The organism is Dethiosulfovibrio peptidovorans DSM 11002 (assembly GCF_000172975.1).
Classification (GTDB): Bacteria; Synergistota; Synergistia; order Synergistales; family Dethiosulfovibrionaceae; genus Dethiosulfovibrio; species Dethiosulfovibrio peptidovorans.
On the sequence record NZ_ABTR02000001.1, the window covers coordinates 2,257,735 to 2,273,568 of the forward strand.

At 52.2% G+C, this 15,834-nt stretch carries 17 protein-coding genes; all 17 read right to left on the reverse strand.

All coding sequences use genetic code 11. From position 1 onward, the window contains the following. Positions 1–24: 24 nt before the first annotated feature. The 17 genes from DPEP_RS10885 to upp all read right to left on the reverse strand — a co-directional run bounded on the left by DPEP_RS10885 (position 25) and on the right by upp (position 15,832). Positions 25–1,404: a SpoIID/LytB domain-containing protein gene (locus tag DPEP_RS10885; protein ID WP_005662065.1), complete on the reverse strand. Its 1,380-nt coding sequence runs from the start codon at positions 1,402–1,404 to the stop codon at positions 25–27. Then, positions 1,401–2,426 (reverse strand): Holliday junction branch migration DNA helicase RuvB, encoded by a 1,026-nt coding sequence (gene ruvB, locus DPEP_RS10890; protein WP_040383435.1) that lies wholly within the window; start codon positions 2,424–2,426, stop codon positions 1,401–1,403. The genes DPEP_RS10885 and ruvB overlap by 4 nt, the downstream gene beginning before the upstream one ends. Positions 2,427–2,447: 21 nt before the next feature. Continuing rightward, complete coding sequence (ruvA, locus tag DPEP_RS10895) at positions 2,448–3,056, reverse strand: Holliday junction branch migration protein RuvA (protein WP_005662071.1); 609 nt, start codon at positions 3,054–3,056, stop codon at positions 2,448–2,450. A 4-nt stretch (positions 3,057–3,060) separates the two neighbouring features. Further along, complete coding sequence (ruvC, locus tag DPEP_RS10900) at positions 3,061–3,552, reverse strand: crossover junction endodeoxyribonuclease RuvC (protein WP_040383437.1); 492 nt, start codon at positions 3,550–3,552, stop codon at positions 3,061–3,063. A gap of 4 nt (positions 3,553–3,556) precedes the next feature. Next, on the reverse strand, positions 3,557–4,303 hold the full coding sequence (locus DPEP_RS10905; RefSeq protein WP_005662073.1) for a YebC/PmpR family DNA-binding transcriptional regulator: 747 nt from the start codon (positions 4,301–4,303) through the stop codon (positions 3,557–3,559). A gap of 36 nt (positions 4,304–4,339) precedes the next feature. Continuing rightward, entirely contained in the window at positions 4,340–5,080 is a 741-nt protein-coding gene (gene nadE / locus DPEP_RS10910; protein ID WP_005662074.1) for an NAD(+) synthase, read from the reverse strand. Between the two features lie 185 nt (positions 5,081–5,265). Next, positions 5,266–6,210 (reverse strand): ornithine carbamoyltransferase, encoded by a 945-nt coding sequence (gene argF, locus DPEP_RS10915; protein ID WP_005662075.1) that lies wholly within the window; start codon positions 6,208–6,210, stop codon positions 5,266–5,268. Between the two features lie 51 nt (positions 6,211–6,261). Continuing rightward, a complete protein-coding gene (gene ispG, locus DPEP_RS10920) occupies positions 6,262–7,314 on the reverse strand; it encodes a flavodoxin-dependent (E)-4-hydroxy-3-methylbut-2-enyl-diphosphate synthase (RefSeq protein WP_005662076.1) in 1,053 nt (350 codons plus the stop codon). A gap of 14 nt (positions 7,315–7,328) precedes the next feature. Next, positions 7,329–8,366, reverse strand: a complete 1,038-nt coding sequence (gene rseP / locus DPEP_RS10925; RefSeq protein ID WP_005662077.1) for an RIP metalloprotease RseP — start codon at positions 8,364–8,366, stop codon at positions 7,329–7,331. A 4-nt stretch (positions 8,367–8,370) separates the two neighbouring features. Next, positions 8,371–9,531, reverse strand: a complete 1,161-nt coding sequence (gene dxr, locus DPEP_RS10930; protein WP_005662078.1) for a 1-deoxy-D-xylulose-5-phosphate reductoisomerase — start codon at positions 9,529–9,531, stop codon at positions 8,371–8,373. Next, positions 9,528–10,355, reverse strand: coding sequence for a phosphatidate cytidylyltransferase (locus tag DPEP_RS10935; protein ID WP_005662079.1), 828 nt, complete (start codon positions 10,353–10,355; stop codon positions 9,528–9,530). The genes dxr and DPEP_RS10935 overlap by 4 nt, the downstream gene beginning before the upstream one ends. Beyond that, positions 10,339–11,037 (reverse strand): polyprenyl diphosphate synthase, encoded by a 699-nt coding sequence (gene uppS, locus DPEP_RS10940; RefSeq protein ID WP_005662080.1) that lies wholly within the window; start codon positions 11,035–11,037, stop codon positions 10,339–10,341. The genes DPEP_RS10935 and uppS overlap by 17 nt, the downstream gene beginning before the upstream one ends. Further along, positions 11,030–11,650, reverse strand: coding sequence for a uracil-DNA glycosylase (locus tag DPEP_RS10945; RefSeq protein WP_005662081.1), 621 nt, complete (start codon positions 11,648–11,650; stop codon positions 11,030–11,032). The genes uppS and DPEP_RS10945 overlap by 8 nt, the downstream gene beginning before the upstream one ends. After that, positions 11,643–12,476: a hypothetical protein gene (locus DPEP_RS10950; RefSeq protein WP_005662082.1), complete on the reverse strand. Its 834-nt coding sequence runs from the start codon at positions 12,474–12,476 to the stop codon at positions 11,643–11,645. Before DPEP_RS10950 ends, DPEP_RS10945 begins: the two co-directional genes overlap by 8 nt. An 11-nt stretch (positions 12,477–12,487) precedes the next feature. Then, entirely contained in the window at positions 12,488–13,762 is a 1,275-nt protein-coding gene (gene murA / locus DPEP_RS10955) for a UDP-N-acetylglucosamine 1-carboxyvinyltransferase (protein ID WP_005662084.1), read from the reverse strand. An 85-nt stretch (positions 13,763–13,847) separates the two neighbouring features. Further along, positions 13,848–14,690 carry a glycosyltransferase family 4 protein gene (locus DPEP_RS10960; protein ID WP_005662086.1) on the reverse strand — a complete coding sequence of 281 codons (843 nt, stop codon included), beginning with the start codon at positions 14,688–14,690 and terminating at the stop codon, positions 13,848–13,850. 47 nt (positions 14,691–14,737) lie between these two features. Beyond that, complete coding sequence (gene upp / locus DPEP_RS10965; RefSeq protein ID WP_005662088.1) at positions 14,738–15,832, reverse strand: uracil phosphoribosyltransferase; 1,095 nt, start codon at positions 15,830–15,832, stop codon at positions 14,738–14,740. Positions 15,833–15,834 lie beyond the last annotated feature (2 nt).

Consider the following 15,834-nt stretch of genomic DNA (forward strand, 5'->3'; position numbering starts at 1 on the left):
TGCATCCCTGTATGGGATAGGTCTCTACCGGAGACCGTACGACGTGACTACCGTGCCGGGATAATAGTACTCCACTATCCTTTTGGCGTCCCATCCGGCCAACGCCAAGGCTCTAGCCCCCCACTGAGATAAACCTACTCCATGCCCCCAGCCCGTCCCCTCCAAAAGGAAGGTCCCGTTGGACCAGGAATAACCGCTATTGGGAAAAGAAGACGGATTCGGGGCCTTACGAGTCACGGTTCCCCGCCTCTTATCCAGAAGTTCCCTTTTTTTAGCCGGATCGACCAACATGGCTATCAATTCTTCCGAGGAAAAAGCTCCCTGTTTGGTCAGAGTCATTATCAAGGACTCTTCCTCTAAGGTCAGCCCCTCATTCGACCTTGCCGAGTGTTTTTCCGATTCGATAGGATCGAAAGGCTGTTTTTGCACCCCGGACATCACCTTAAACGCCGTACTCTTTACGACCTTGCTTCCTACGGCCATACGGAAGCGATGACCGGACATTGTCTTGCTGCCCTTCGTTCCCCTCAGAGTCATTGAGAGCACTCTGCCCGAACCGTCCAGCGAGTTTATCTTAATATCTGTGATGTTCCCGATGGAATAGCCACCCCTGGCGAGTGCCTTGCCCAACTGAGATCCGCTAAGGCTGATCGACCATCTGGAATGAGGGGAGTTGGAGGGTACAGGATCCTTCACGGATCGAAGGTAGGGAATGGAGCCTCCCCAGACGTTCTCCGATGCTGCGGTCATACCTCCGCTATCGGAGTGAAAAAAGGTTTTGGCCAGAGTCCCTCCGTATTTCACCACCATACTCTTCGTCTCTCTTACGGCTCGGTCCGTCACGGGATCATGGGCGTTTATCCCCCTGTAGGCCTGACAATGAGGGGTGGCACATACATCGTACCCCTTGGCTCCGTGACGGCCTATGGATCTCAAAGCATAGGTTCTGGAGATGATGGCTTGAACCTTCAGAGCCTCCATAGGCCATTTGGGATTGGCCTCCATCTTCAACACGCCTCTCAGGTAACTCTCTATATCGAGGACGTTCACCACCGATAGTCCGCCACCTATCGATATCAGAGAAAAAGACCCTAGATAAGGTCTTTTTTCGTATATTATGGGGGACGAGGATACGATCGTTACGGGAGAGGCCATGGAACGCCCCTGGCACATCAGGCGATGCCCTGAAACGGAAAAAGAGAGCGCTTTTTTGCCGGACAGGACCGTTCCGCTTTTATCCGACGCCTTTAGCGAAGCGGAGGAATAGAGCGATACGGTGGATTTCCCCTCGCCCAACCCCACCTTTATGTCTCTGCCGGCAAGTACGGGAGAGACATAATAAAGGGACACGAAGGAAATAACCGTCAAAAACAAGACGGTTAGTCTACATCTATTCTGCTTCATTCTGTATCCTCCTCTGTAGGTATGGTCAACTGAGAAGAACGAGGAGGTCGCCGTCCGAGATATTCATAGGTTCTCGCGGTCGCCTTTCTTCCTCTGGGAGTTCTCTCCAGAAGTCCCAGCTGGAGCAGATAGGGTTCGTATATGTCCTCCACAGTTTGAGATTCCTCGTTTAACGACGCAGCAACGGTAGACAATCCGACTGGACCGCCGGAGAAAAGATCGACCAATGCCTCCAGTATCCTTCGATCTCCGTCGTCAAGACCGAAGCCGTCCAGACCCAACATGGACATGGCTCGTTCAGCAATGGCAGGAGTTATGACTCCGTCTCCCGCTACCTCCGCAACGTCTCTGACCCTCCTGAGGATTCTCAGAGCTATCCTGGGGGTCCCTCTGGATCGACCGGCGATAAGCAAGGCAGCCTCCCCCTCGATGGAGACATTGAGAACCCCGGCTCCTCTGGATATTATCGACGCAAGCTCTTCCGTGGAGTAGAGGCTCAATTGCTCCACTATCCCAAAGCGTGCCCGGAGCGGAGATGTCAACAATCCCAGTCTGGTGGTAGCTCCCACGAGGGTGAACTTTGGGAGAGAAAGGCAGATATTCCTAGCCAGAGGGCCCTTTCCCACTATGATATGCAAAGAGAAGTCCTCCATAGCCGAATAGAGGACCTCCTCAATACTGCTGTTCATCCTGTGAATTTCGTCGATGAAGAGGACGTCGTTGTCCTGAAGGTTGGAGAGTATGGCTGCGAGATCCCCGGTTTTCTCCAGGGCAGGGCCTGTGGTTATCCTGAGATCTCCCCCCATCTCCCTGGCGATGATGCCAGCCAGGGTGGTCTTCCCAAGACCGGGAGGACCGTAGAACAGAGAATGATCCAACGGCTCCCCTCTCTGCCTGGCGGCCTTGACGTAAATACCGAGCTTGTTTTTTATGGATTCCTGGCCTGTAAAATCCTCGAGCGACAGAGGACGCAGCGATAGATCGTCGTCTTTTTCGGAGACATCCACTATTCTGTCTTCCATCCGTTCCAATCAACGCACCTCCTAAGCTCCGGAGTTCAGCTCCCTCAACGCTAGCATGATGAGGTCCTCTACACCTAACCCATCGACGGAGCCCCTCTTTTTAGCTATGGCAGCCAGGGCTTCCGAAGAGGATTGTCTCTGGAATCCCAGGGATTCAAGGGCCTCCATAACGGTTTCCGAGTCGGGAACGACCATCTCCCGCAGGTTATCGGTAGATCCTTTCGGAAGGCCTTCTGACATTTTTTCCTGAAGCTCGAAGCAGATCCTCTCCGCCGTTTTCTTGCCTATGCCGGGAACTCCGGTCAAACCGGAGGGATCGCCGAAAGAGACCGCCTGCACGACCGCCTCAGCCGTCATCCCTTGCAGTACCTGAAGAGCCAGCTTGCCTCCTATCCCCCTCACAGAGAGCAACCTCAGAAAAACGGCCTTTTCCAGTCCATCCGCAAAGCCAAACAGGGTAGGACCGGCATCTGAGAACTGTACATGACAATGAAGGGATACCTCTTTACCCACGCTGCACAGGGAAGAGGCTTTTCTGGTGAGCTGCATCTCGAAACCGAGGCCGCTGACGTCGACGACGGCCATTTGGGTGGTAACATCCAACACTGTTCCGGTAACCATCGCCAACATGGAGTCATCTCCTCCCTATAGTGGAAGTAGGCAAAAGGGCCAGTCCCGCCAAGGCGATGGCCAAGGCGTCTGCGGCATCGTCCGGTCGGGGAATCTCCTTAAGGCTCAATATGACCTGGACCATCCTCTGGATCTGAGACTTTTCAGCCCTGCCGTCGCCGCAGACAGTTATTTTCGCTTCCGAAGGTTTCGGTTCCAGAACGAAAAGATCGTTTTGAGCTCCCACAAGCAGAGCGACCCCTCTGGCCTGCCATACGTTTTCAGCCGTAGTCGTGTTTCTCCCGAAATATAGTTTTTCCACAGCCATAAAATGAGGGGAGCAGCCGTTTATCTGCTCCCTCAACCCTCTGTAAAGCTCGTCGAGCCTTTGAGGAACCGACATATCGGAAGGGGTTTCCAGACACCCGAAGGAACAAGCCCTGTATTTACTCCCGATTTTCTCAACTACCCCAAAGCCCATCCGACCTATTCCAGGGTCTATCCCCAGACAGCGAATCGGATCACTCGACCTGGTCCATGATTTCTTCAGGGATGTCAAAATTCGAGGAGACGTTCTGTACGTCGTCGTGTCCTTCCAGAAGATCCATAAGCTTAAGGATCTTTCTGGCTTTGTCGGGATTGGCTATCTTCACCGTGGTTTTCGGAACGAGCTGGCTTTCCGCCTCATCTATGGCGAATCCCTTGGACTCCAGACCTTCTTTGACTTCGTCCACGACGGAAGGATCCGTATAGACTACGAAACCTCCATCGTTTTCCACGTCTTCGGCTCCGGCCTCTAGGGCGGCCTCCATCAGCTCCTCCTCGTTCAGGTCGTCCCCCCCGATGTTTATGACCCCTCTGCGTTCGAACATCCAGGCCACACAGCCGGTGGCTCCGAGAGATCCGCCGTTTCGATCGAAAATCATCCTTATCTCAGGAGTCGTCCGGTTTTTGTTATCGGTCAGACACTCCACTATTACGGCTACTCCTTCGGGACCGTATCCCTCGTAAGCCAGCTCTTCGTAGGTAGCTCCCTCTATCTCTCCTGTGCCTCTTTTTATGGCTCTCTCTATGTTGTTAGAGGGAACGCTTGCGGCCTTAGCCCTGTCGAGAGCGGCTTTCAGACGAATGTTGGTCGCCGGATCGCCTCCTCCCTCTTTAGCCGCTATTATGATGGCCTTGATCAATTTCTGAAACAGGTTTCCCCTCTTGGCGTCCTGCGCGGCCTTTCTGTGTTTGATATTTGCCCATTTCGAGTGTCCTGACATACGATAAATCACCTCGTGCTTTGAATTTCCGTTCCTCTATATACGATCCTCGAAAACTATACAAGCTTCGGGGAGCTTCCTCTTGTGCTCCGTCAACTTAAATCGTCTGTCGATCTCGTCGGAGGCCTCGCATTTACCGCCTCTGACTATATACTCGTCTATCTGATCGTAGGAGAGTCCCATCTCTTTTTCGTCCGTCTGGCCTTCCCATAGCCCGGCAGAGGGCGCTTTCTCCACGATAACCGCAGGCACACCCAGAAAACGAGCTACCTCCCGGACCTCTCCTTTGGTGAGATCGGCCAAGGGGAGCAGATCTGCCCCTGAATCACCGTGTTTGGTGAAGTAGCCTACCGTAAGCTCCGCCTTGTTGCCCGTACCACAGACCAAGAAGTTGCTGTCCTGGGCCAAAGCGTAAAGAACGGTCATCCTCAGCCTCGGCTTTATGTTGGCGGCGGCAAGGCTATTTTTGTCCAAGCTCAATATTTCGGTAAAACGATCGTATACATCCGATAGATCCACCGAGGTCCAGGGCAGGTCGAAGGAATCGATCATCAGATCGGCATGGTCTCCGTCCTCGGACAGACTGTGACAGGGCATCTTGACCGCCAGCATGTTCTCCCCAAAGACCCTTTTGAGAAGAGCGGCCACGACAGCCGAGTCTATTCCTCCACTCAGCCCGACGATTCCTCCAGCGCATCCGGCATCGTCCATCTTCGACCTAAGCCAGTTCTCTATGATCAGTACCATCTCTTCTGCCTTTTTTCTCGTTTCCGCCATGGTGTCTCCTCCTTATTATATGGCCCCGTTATTGTATCACATGGCCCAAGATGGGAGTGAACGATCCGATACGGGGCCTCTATCATTGTCACCACTAGGTAGGAAAAAATGGCCCTTCCAAACTACGAAGGCGCAGAGTGAAATTCACTCCGCGCCTTCGTAGTTCAATGCCGTAGTCTCTATGTCTATTTTCCTAGGGTAGCGACCATAACCGCCTTTATGGTGTGAAGCCTGTTCTCCGCCTCGTCGAACACCAGAGAACGGGAAGACTCGAACACTTCCTCCGTAACCTCCTGCCCCTTGTTGGCGGGAAGACAGTGGAGGAAGATGGTCTCGGAGTTTCCGGTAGCTGACATAAGCTCCGAGTTGACCTGATAAGGGGTCAGAAGGGCTATCCTATCCGCCACCTTGTCCTCCTCTCCCATGGAGGCCCAGACGTCAGTATAGATGGCGTCGGCGTCCTTTACGGCCTTCTTGGGATCGCTCTCCAAGACTATATTAGCTCCTGTCTCGGCAGCGATGGCTCTTACCTCCTCTACCAGGGAAGCCTCAGGAAAAAGGCTCTTGGGAGCGGCGATGGTGCAGTGCATTCCAACCTTGGCAGCACCGATCATGAGGGAGTTGGCCATATTGTTTCTTCCGTCTCCGATATAGACCAGCTTCAGACCTTTAAGCTTTCCGAAAGCCTCCTGGATGGTCAAGAAGTCGGCCAGTATCTGGGTAGGATGATAGGCGTCGGTAAGACCGTTCCAGACGGGAACACCGCTATGCTTGGCGAGAGCCTCTACGAGGTCCTGGCTGAAACCGCGGAACTGAATCCCGTCGAACATGCGACCGAGAACCCTTGCCGTGTCCTGAACGTCCTCTTTTTTGCCGAGATGGATATCGTTCTTTCCCAAGAACTCGGGATGTGCTCCCTCGTCGATACAGGCGACGGTAAAGGCACATCTGGTCCTGGTGGACGATTTTTCGAATATAAGTGCAACGTTCTTATTCTCCAAAAGGTTACCCTTTATGCCCGCTCTCTTTTTCCTCTTGAGATCCATCGAAAGATCGAGAAGATATGCGATTTCACGGGAGGTGAAATCCTTAAGGGTCAAGAAACTACGTCCTCTGAGGTTGATCGCCATTGCAAAGCACTCCTTTCGATTTTATGGGCAACGATATTCTCGAAGACCCATCTAGGATTTTAGACGATATGGCTCAATAAGTAAACTTATCTCTTTTTCAAGTTTATGTAGAGGACACCTTCCTACGATCTCCCCTTTTCGAAAAAAGACTATCCCCGTAGGAGATCCCGCCACCCCTATATCGGCGTGGCGGGCTTCCTGAGGTCCGTTAACCTCGCACCCCATCACCGCCACCTTGAAACCGTCGGGAAGGTCGACAAGTAGGGGTCTTATCTTGGACAACACCGCCACCACGTCGAGTTTCTTCCTTCCGCATGTGGGGCAGGATATTATCTCCACCCCTCTGTGCCTCAAATCCAGAGACCGCAGTATCTCGTAGCCGGTCTCGATCTCCAGAACGGGAGAGTCGCTGAGGCTCACCCTGATGGTATCGCCTATTCCCTTGGATAACAGAAGCCCAAGTCCGACGGAGCTTTTCGTTATTCCCGGGATACCGGACCCCGATTCGGTCATACCGACGTGAAAGGGGTATTCTCCATACCGTTCATAGAGGACTCCGTTTGCCTCCAGGGTTTCTCCGACATCGGTCGACTTAGCCGAAAGGATTACATCGTGAAAATCGTGGCGCAACAACATGAGAAGTTGTTCTTCCACGGCAAGAGCGAGAGCTAGCCCCCTGTTCCCTCCGGCATCTTTTACCTGTCTAGGGCTGACAGAACCGCTGTTGGCTCCTATCCGGATCGGGACCTTTCTTTCCCTCGCCATTTCCACGATTCTCTCGAGTTTTCTCGGATGTCCCATGTTTCCCGGATTGATCCTGATCGCAGGACAGCCTTGTGCGAGAGCTTTCTCCGCCAGAGCAGGGTCGAAGTGTATATCGGCCATCAATGGGATGGGACTGATCTCCACCAATTTTTTGAGATCGTCCTCCTGATCCATAGACGGGAAAGCGACCCTGGCCATCTCGCATCCGACCTCGGAAAGCCTCCGAAGCATATCGAGACATGCCTCCCTGTCGCAGAGGGGGGTCTTCAACATGCTCTCCACCCTTACCGGGTTGTCTCCACCGATTCCGAGAGAACCTACCGATACAGATCGCGACATAAAAAACCACCTTCCTACCTGGCAAGCAACCTGAGGATATCCTGCCACGTTATAAAGGCGATCAACCCTATCAATATCACGAACCCCGTAAAATGAACGTACCCCTCCACCTTTTCGGGTAATTTCTTCCCGGTCAGGATTTCCCCCAAGATAAACACTATCCGGCCTCCATCCAAGGCAGGAAAGGGAAACAGGTTTACGATCCCGAGGTTCAAACTGATTATGGCCAAAAAGGAGAGCAGAGCCCAGCCACCTTGTTTCGCGGCCTGTCCCGCCATGGACGCTATGCCTACGGGGCCGGATACGTCAACCTGGTTCTGACCGACTATCCAGGAAAATAGTCCTCTTACCATGGCCAAAGTCATTGCGAAAGTGTAGGAAATAGATCTCCTCACGCTCTCCAGAGAAGAAAACCTGACCCTCCCAGGCTGTATACCCAGCAGGGGGTAACCGGTCGCGGGATCTTTAGGGACGTACAGCGAAAGAGAGAAGATCTCATCCCCTCTCTCTATCCTCAGGACCAGAGGTTTTTCCACATCGTGGGTTCTTATACTCTCCGCCATGGACGGCCAGTCCTCTACAGCTTCACCTCCGACGGATAGCACCAGGTCACCGGGCATCAGTCCTGCCGACTGCGCCGGATATCCATCCATAATGGTTCCGATTTTAGCCCGTTCCATATCGAGGATTCCGTGTCCCCACAACAACAGGGCCGTCAGAAAAAACGCCAACAACACGTTTGAAAGAGGCCCTGCGAACAATATAGCAAGGCGAGAGAACGGAGACTTTTCGTTGAATCCCATTCCAGGGGTTACTATCTCGTCTTCATTGTCCTCCTCCATACCGGCAAGACGGACGAACCCTCCTATAGGAAAGGCCCTTACGGACCAAAGGTTCCTCTTCCCTTTGAAGCTGTATATCGCCGGCCCCATTCCGAAGGAAAATTCGTGGACCTGTACGCCGCAGGCTACAGCGGTCCTATAATGGCCGTATTCGTGTATAACGACGCATACGGCTATTATGAATACAAAAGCCAGAATATCTACGATCATCGTTTCACCTCCCGAAACAGATCGAACGGGCCTTATCTCTGGCCCAGTCAAGTATTTGTAGCTCGTCCTTGAGGTCGGAACCTTCCCCTCCGTCGTAGAGGTCTATGACCCTGGCTATTACCTGCCAGATGTGGGTAAAGGGTATGGCCTCCTGAAGGAAGGCATCGACAGCCACCTCGTCGGCTCCTACAAGCACCGTGGGATAGCTTCCTCCCATACGAGCTATATCCAGACACAGATGGTATCCGGGGTATCTATCTCTATCGGGAGAGAAGAAAACCAAATCCCTTCCGTCCATGGTCAAAGGCTCGATACCGAGCGGCCCCAGAGGAAGCCTCTTTGGGTACCCCAAGGTGTTCAACGCCGCCAACCTCATGTCGGGTGGGGCCATCACCATCTTCACTGCCCCATCGACAAACCTGACGGCCCCATGCACCGACGATCCAGGATGAATATATCCCCTTACCTTGTCGTGTGGTAGCGAGAAAAGTCTCATGGCCTCTATGATCTCTATTCCTTTGTTTATCATGGTAGCGCTGTCGACACTTATCTTCCTTCCCATGTTCCAAACGGGATGGGCTACGGCATCGGCGGGAGTTATAAACTCCATCTCTTTCAGAGGCGTCTTGAGGAAGGGACCTCCCGAGGCCGTCAAGGATACCTCCAATACTGAAGAGGGCTCCTCCCCCGCCAGACATTGCCAAACGGCGTTATGTTCGCTGTCGAGTGGCCTTATCTGGTCTTGAGAGGCAGACGCCATAACCCACTTCCCCGCCACCAGGATGCTCTCTTTATTGGCTAGAGAGATCGTTTTGCCCTCCTTGAGGGCTTCTTGAAGCGCGGGGATACCGTCCGTTCCTGAAGACGCTACCACCACGTGATCGACCGTACCGGAACGGACCATCTCTATGAGGGCTTCCGGTCCTCCGAAAAACTTCGTATCGGTGGATGAGCTGGGAAGTCGGTCTCTCGGGATTTTCGACAGAACCGCCATTTCGGGGCGGAACTCTCCTGCCAATGCCTCTAGTTTGGAGATACTTTCCCCTGCGGCAAGTCCTACGACGTTGAACTTATCGGGGTAACTCCTACAGACGTTCATCACGGAAGATCCAACGCTTCCGGTAGATCCTATTATCGCCAGGTTCAACGGAGTCATATCGGTCATCTCCAAGCCACCTCAAAGACAAAGTAGACCAGGGTCAAGCTGATGAGAACGCTGTCGAATCTATCCAACATTCCTCCGTGTCCGGGAAGTATCTTCCCGGTGTCCTTGACGGCGGCCTCTCGCTTCAGTATGGATTCGCAAAGATCGCCCATTTGGCCAGCTATCCCGCATATCAATCCCACGATCAGGAGAGGGAGCGGAGGAAAGCTTCTGACATAGGCGATGGCGGATGCCATCAGGAAACTGCCGGCGACGCCACTGCAAAAGCCCTCCCAGGTTTTGTTGGGACTTATGTTGTCACAGAGCTTATGTCTTCCCCAGAGGGTTCCCACGATATAGGCGGATACGTCGCAAGCCCAGGTGCATAGGAAAACAGAGAGCAGGAGGATCTTACCGTAAGGACCTTCTCTAAGTATCACGGAAAAACTCCAGGGCAGGACCACGAAAACCAACCCTGCCAAAGTCCCGGCCCCGTTTTCTATGGCGGTACTTACCCTTGAATACTGACGTCTCAGCATCTCTATGGACAGTACGGCGATAAAAGCCAAGGCCAGAGAGACCAAGATCACGTGGGATTCCGCGTGTCCCAGTCCTACCGCCATAAGGATGACAGCGCCGAAGATCAGTCCGATCCCCTTGGATATCTTCAACCTCTTGGCAGCCAACTGGTAAAACTCATCCAAGGATATAATCCCCACTAGAGTTACCATGACTCCCCACAGCCATCCGCCATAAGAGATGCCGCCCAATATGGCTATAACGATCAGAGCGCCGGATAGGCTTCGAGTCAGAAGCTCTTTGCTCTTCTTATTTAAGCCCGCCATAACGTCTTTCCCTCTTATTGAAAGTTTTCAAAGCTTCGTCCAAAGCCTCGGGGGTAAAATCCGGCCAGAGAGAGGATGTGAAAAAAAACTCGCTATAACTGCTCTGCCACAGCCAGAAATTGCTCAACCGTAGCTCTCCACTGGTACGAACGATAAGGTCCGGATCGGGGACCTCCGGCAGATAAAGGTTGGAACATATAGCATTCTCCGATATCGGCTCACCTGGATGTTCCTTCACGAAACGGTTTACGCTATCGACGATCTCCTGTCTTCCTCCATAGTTGAAACAGGCTATGAGGGTCATCTTTTCACAATCGAAAGTCTCGGTCTCGGCCACGTCCATAGCCTGGACGACCGATTCAGGCAGACCTTCCTTTCTACCGGCGAACCTGACCCTTATATCCGCTTTGACCAGATCTCGGAGTTTTTTACGGGCGTAATAGCTGAAGAGCTTCATCAATCCCTTTATCTCGACGGAAGGACGGTTCCAGTTCTCGTTGGAGAAAGCATAAACCGACAGATACCGGATACCCCTGTCTTTAGCGGCATAGACAATTCTCTCGAGGGTATTCACTCCCGCCCTATGACCTAAAAGACGGGGAAGTCCCCTTTTCTTCGCCCACCGTCCGTTTCCATCCATTATGATCGCTAGATGAGCAACCTTGTTGTCGATTTCATTCATGGCGACCTCCAGCCTTCAGTTCGTCCAATCGACGACGAACTTCAAGGATATCTCTCCACGTCAGGGCCTTGGGACTATTTTTCTTCCGAGATTCATTCCTCAAAAGATAGCTAGGATGGAACATAGGCATTACATCTATGCCCTTCCATGAAAACCACTGCCCCCTCAACTTGGTTATCCCCTCGGAGGTTCCCAAGAACCATTTCATGGGGGTGTTCCCAAGACATACTATTATTCGAGGATTTATCACAGCTATCTGAGCCTCCAGGAATCTTTGGCAGACCATGGTCTCCTCCACCATAGGAGTCCTGTTCTTAGGAGGTCTACACTTAACCACGTTGGTTATATAGACCCCTTTTCTATCTATTTTCGCCGCTTCCAGTATTTTATCCAGGAGCCTACCGGCCCTGCCGACGAAGGGAATCCCAGAACGGTCCTCGTCCTCTCCGGGACCTTCCCCTACAAACATCAGGGCCGCATCCGGCGGCCCTTCTCCCAGAACTGGCTGAGTTCTCTCCTTGCATAGATCACACCTTCGACAGGAGGAAACCTCGTGACTTAGCCGAGCCAAAAGCCGTTTCTGCAAAGAGAGGAGCTTCCGTAAATCAGACATCTTTCGACACCACCTTGTCGATATTAACGTCAACCCTCCGGACCTCAAGACCGCATAGAAATTCGACGGTCAGTTTCACTCTTTTCGAGAGAAATCCGGCGATAGAAAGGAGTTGCTGGGAACCCAATATGACCGAAAGATTCATCACTATATCGACCGACGATCCATCCAGATCCCTTACCTGAACGTCATCGACACTGTGGACTTTGCTGTAGGAGGATAGAACGTGACGGGTTATCTGAACGACCGCATCGCTCTCTATTTTTATATCTCCGTAAAAACTGAAGGGAGGCCTAACTATAGTCTTTTCGTAGTTATCTTTCAGCCTCAGCAGATTCTTCAGCCTTCCCACCAACTTGCCAGTGTAGTTCTTCCTTATCTGGGCTTGCGACACCGGAATAACGTGTTGTTTTTTATGTTTACGCTCGTACTGGGCCCTAGCTATATCCTCCGGCGAGGCGATATCGGCTATATCTATGAAAAGCTCCGGAGGCTTAATCCCCAAGGAACAACATATCTTCTCCGCCATGCCCTTAGATGTCGCTATAACCATCAAGGAACAGGGGGAATGTAGCTTGAGGAAATTGACCACCTCGGCCCTATGGTCGGGGAACAAAAACATCGCTCTACGAATCGCACGAACCATATTCTTTTCCGTCTTGGCGCTCTTGCCAGCCACTATCCGTCCACGATAAATGACCAGTCCGTCGTCGATGATGAAGTCGATCTCCTTATCCCTCGCGACGAACTGTGCTCTGAGACTTTTCCCCGTCCCTGCCGGACCAACGAAAGATATTACCCTTATGTCCTCAAGAATTCCCGCCATGACCAGCTTCCTTAACCGTCCTCGTCACCTATATCGCTCGCTATTTTGGCACCTACCGACGATAGATTGACCTCTATGTTTTCGTAACCTCTCTCAACGTGCCCCATACCGTGAACCACCGTTTCCCCCTCGGTGGCTAATCCAGCCAAGATCAAGGCGGCTCCTGCTCTCAGGTCGGTCGCCATCACTTCCGAGCAGTTAAAATGGTTAACTCCCTTTACTATAGCCGTATTCCCCTGGAGCTCCACGTCGGCTCCCATCTTTTTAAGCTCACTGACATGAAGGAATCGTGATTCGAAGATGCTTTCCTTGATCACGCTAGTGCCCTGAGCCAAGGACATGACTGCCATCAACTGAGGTTGAACGTCGGTTGGAAATCCCGGATATGGAAGGGTTTTCAAGGATATAGCCTTGAGTTTTTTTCTGGAGGGACCCACCGATACGCTGTTACCATCGAAACTCACGTCTACAGAAGCTTCTTCCAATTTTGCGAGGAGCGAGTCAAAATGTTGAGGTATAACGTCCGAGACGGTAACCTCTCCATCGGAGATAACTCCGGCCAGAATATATGTACAGGCGGCTATTCTGTCAGGAATTATCCTGACGTTGCCGCCTTGAAGGTCCGGGCTTCCCTGGATCCTGAGAACACCGGTGCCCTCTCCCTCTATCTTCGCTCCCATAGTCCTGAGGGAATCGGCGAGGTTGACTATCTCGGGCTCCCTCGCGACGTTTTCCAACACCGTCTCTCCCTCAGCCAGGATGGCTGCCATGAGAAGATTTTCGGTAGCCCCTACGGAGGGGAAATCCAAGTAGATCCGACATCCTTTAAGTCCCTTGGTGGAAGCGTGTACGGCACCGTGCTGAAGTTCTATAGAAGCGCCCATTTTAGCCAGACCCTTGAGATGAAGGTCTATAGGGCGACTTCCTATGGAGCATCCTCCTGGAAGGGGCATAACAGCCCTTCCCTCTCTCGCCAACAACGGTCCTAGTACAAGAGATGAGGCTCGCATCTTCTGGACCAGAGGAGCTGGTGTCTCCCACGATATTGAGTCCGGAACCGATATAGAGACCTTATGATCGTGAAAAGAGATATCGGCACCCAAGACCTTGAGCAAGTCGACCATCGTGGTTATATCCTTTAACTTTGGTACGTTCTCCAATGTCAATGTCGCATTTTTAAGCAGCAAAGACGCCGCCATGACGGGCAGTGCGGCGTTTTTAGCCCCCTGAGTTTTAATGGTGCCCTTCAGAGGCGTTCCTCCAACTATCTTTAGCTTATCTTCCACGGTACCACTCCTAGCCTATCTAATCGATATATCGGTAAAATCGTCCGATCGAGGTCTTCAAAGATTATATCATCTCTCGAAGAGATCACTGAGAAAGTAGGAGGGCACCAAGGCGAAAGAGAATCATCTGAAGAGAGGATAAAATCATGAGTATGACGGAAACCGGTAATCCCATATCTAAAAGACGATGGTGAATATGGCCCCGGTCTGGGGAAAAGGGAGATCTCCGGGATATCAATCTACGTAAGATAGTAACGAGAGTATCCAGAACTGGAACGCCTCCGAGGAGAACCATGACGGGGATGAGGGACGGTCCCGCTTCGGATAACATTTTTGCCCCCCATCGGAGAATCAGATTGGCCACCACGAACCCCAACAAGTAGACCCCGCCATCCCCTAGGAAGGTCCTCGCTCGGGGAAAATTCCAGAATAATACTCCGGAGGAAAGACCTACGACTGGAAGAGTAAAGGTCGCTGCTCCATTCCAAGCAAGCGAAACCATCGTCACTATAGCCATCGACAGAGATAAGCCGTTCATTCCGTCGATGAGATTGTATGCGTTGGTACATCCGGCTATCCATAAAACGGAAATCAAGATAAAAAAAGGGGAGCCCTGTTGAAACGGCAGGACCATCAATCCAGCAGCCAATAGATGCACGGATAGACGGATCATGGGATTCAAGGAGGACATATCGTCCATATATCCGACGAGAAAAACCATCGAACCACCGGTAGCCAAGGCGGGAAAATACCAGCCAGCAGGAGCGAACATAAGACACCAGAAGAGGTATCCCACCCAGAGGATCAGGCCAGCTCCCCTAGGGATGGGTTCATTATGGATCTTGCGGGGGTCCGGAAGATCCATAAGTCCGAAACGCCCCGCAAGTTTGATAGACAGTGGAGTAAGAGAGACACCCCATATAAACATGAGGATCATCTCCAAGATAGTTTTTCCTTTTATCACGATATTATCTGTCACTTCGTTCCGAAAAGTCGATCCCCGGCGTCGCCTAGGCCTGGAACGATGTAACCGTGATCGTTGAGGTGACTGTCCAGGGAAGCACAGTACACGTTGACGTCCGGATGGGCCTGATGGACCCTTTCGACACCTTCCGGTGCTGCGATCAGACACACCAGAGAGACTCTCTTCGCTCCTTTTTTCTTGATCATATCGATAGCGGCGGCAGAGGATCCTCCTGTGGCCAACATCGGATCTAGCAGGAAGATCTCTCGATCCTCTATGTCTCCGGGCAGTTTACAGTAGTACTCCACCGGCTCGAGCGTTTCGGGATCCCTGTATAGGCCTATAAAACCGACCTTCGCGTTCGGAATCAGGTCTATTATTCCGTCGACCATGCCGATCCCCGCCCTCAGAATGGGAACTATCGCCAGCTTCTTCCCCGCCAAGGCGTAGGCTTTTGTGGTAGTGAGAGGTGTCTCGACGTCGATCATCTCGAGAGGAAGATCTCTGGTTATCTCGTAGACCATAAGGCTGGAGATCTCCTTTACCAGCTCTCGGAACTCCTTTACCGACGTCTTGACATCCCTTATTATGCTGACCTTATGCTGAACGAGAGGGTGATCGAAGATGACGATCTCCCCTCTTTTTTGTCCGAAAGACTTTGATAGGCTGTGTTCGTAAGCCTTGATCTTCTGAGTGCGACGGACGTGTCTATCTCCGTCGAAATCGGTCCCCAGCCAGGTTTTCACAATCTCCTCCGCTACGGAGAAATCGGTCGTACGTCCGCCTATGGAGAGCATATTCGAGTTGTTGTGCCTGCGGCTCATCTCCGCATCCGAGATATCCCTGCACAGCGCACAATAAGCACCGGGAACCTTGTTAGCAGCGATGGACATACCTATGCCGCTTCCGCATACCAAGATTCCTTTTTCCGCCTCGCCGGTGGCCACGATTTTAGCGACCTGCAAGGCTATATCTGGATAATCGCAGGAGACATCTCCGCTATCGGTGCCGAAGTCAGAGACTTCGGCACCGATAGCTTTCAAGACGGGGATGAGCTTCATTTTCAATTCATATCCTGCATGATCCGAACCTATAACTATACGCATGT